This window comes from Capnocytophaga sp. CM59, from assembly GCF_000293175.1.
In the GTDB taxonomy this organism is placed as follows: domain Bacteria; phylum Bacteroidota; class Bacteroidia; order Flavobacteriales; family Flavobacteriaceae; genus Capnocytophaga; species Capnocytophaga granulosa.
This window is the reverse complement of record NZ_ALNN01000074.1, coordinates 1-1,522: the sequence shown is the minus strand read 5'-3', so window position 1 is coordinate 1,522 and position 1,522 is coordinate 1. Positions and strand designations below refer to the sequence as shown.

Sequence of the window (1,522 nt, the reverse complement as noted above, 5' to 3'; positions counted from 1 at the left end):
TAAAACAGACTTAGATTGCGAAGAATATCTAGCTTCTTTAAAGTGGGAAGATGGATATTGCTGTCGCAAATTACGAGGTATATATTCTTGGGTATCAGAATTTAACATAGACCGCTATTTAGCTGAGTATAGTTTTAGAATCAATCGCTCACAAAGCAAAGAGACTATCTTTAACAAATTAATGAAAAGAATTGTAGAGCATTCTCCCGTTTCCCAAAGTCAATTAGTATGTAGCTAAATAGACACCTCAAATCCTTTATATCAAAACTTGTTTCCGCCTTTACTATTCTATTAGTAAGTGCGATGGCTTACTCAAGCAATATGGCTACTATGTATGTGTATGTTTGTAACGGACCTAGTAGCAAAGCATATCATTACACTCCCAACTGCAAAGGCTTGCAAAAATGTAGTAAGCAAGTTATAAAAGTTACCTTAGAAGAGGCAAAAGAAAAAGGAAGAAAGCTATGTGGCTATGAGGATTAGTTGCTAATATAGATAATAAAAACTGCCCCAGAATAGTTGGGGCAGTTTTTTGTTGTATATTTGCAGTCAAAATACAATCTTTATGAAAAGAATACTCTATCTATTAATCGTTTCTCTACTTGTGGCTAATTGCTGGCAATCTTCTGATAAAAAGGAGAATAATGAAGTCACTCAAGCAAATGATATAAAAGAAAATCCTAAAGAAGATTTCGGCGAAGAGGAAATGCCTAAACAAAGTAATGATACTATTATTACTCCTAAAGATGTAAAGGTAAATGAAGATGGTACTATTTTTTATGATCATCACCGTCTTATTTACATCGAAAAAATTTCTGAACTTATAAAGAAAGTAGAAGATACTGAGATATTTAAGTTTAAAGAAATTTATAGATGTTACATCAATGAAGATGAATTAGAAGATATGATCTTAGCTTTTGATAATAAGTATACTCATTTTTCAGCTACTGGAGATATTGATTGGACTGTTGCTCCCGTTATAGTGCTACTCAACAAAGGGGATAATCTATATAAAATGTCTTATAATTCAACAATTTACCCTAATTCTTTTGGAGATCACTTTGGCAACATCTCTATAAAGAACAATTTTTTTACTATTGAATTATTTAATCAAGTACTTGAGAAATATGATTCTGAAAAGTACATCACTTTCAAATATGACGAACAGAAGAAGGATATTTTTCTTCATAGATATGGAGAGATTATCAATTGGTGGGAAGGTAAACCTACTAACACCCAACTTACTAAAAAAGATTTTGGAGAAATATCTTTTGAAGAATACGATGAAGATGTGATAAAAGAATTAGTTTATAAGGTAAAGAATAAATAAATTGAGGTGTCAAAATAATTTCATATATTTGCATTCTGAAAATTAATGTATTATGGAATTATTTAAGGGACAAAGCCTCTTAGAGTTTACTGAACGCTTTAAAACAGACTTAGATTGCGAAGAATAGCTAGCTTCTTTAAAGTGGGAAGATGGATATTGCTGTCGCAAATTACGAGGTATATATTCTTGGGT

The 1,522-nt window shown here is 31.2% G+C and carries 1 protein-coding gene and 1 pseudogene; both read left to right on the top strand.

Going from position 1 to position 1,522, the window contains the following annotated elements; all coding sequences use genetic code 11:
* Positions 1–238: pseudogene (locus HMPREF1154_RS13275) on the top strand (hypothetical protein); the annotation flags it as partial.
* A 327-nt stretch (positions 239–565) separates the two neighbouring features.
* Positions 566–1,330 carry a hypothetical protein gene (locus tag HMPREF1154_RS12920; protein ID WP_009643066.1) on the top strand — a complete coding sequence of 255 codons (765 nt, stop codon included), beginning with the start codon at positions 566–568 and terminating at the stop codon, positions 1,328–1,330.
* Positions 1,331–1,522 lie beyond the last annotated feature (192 nt).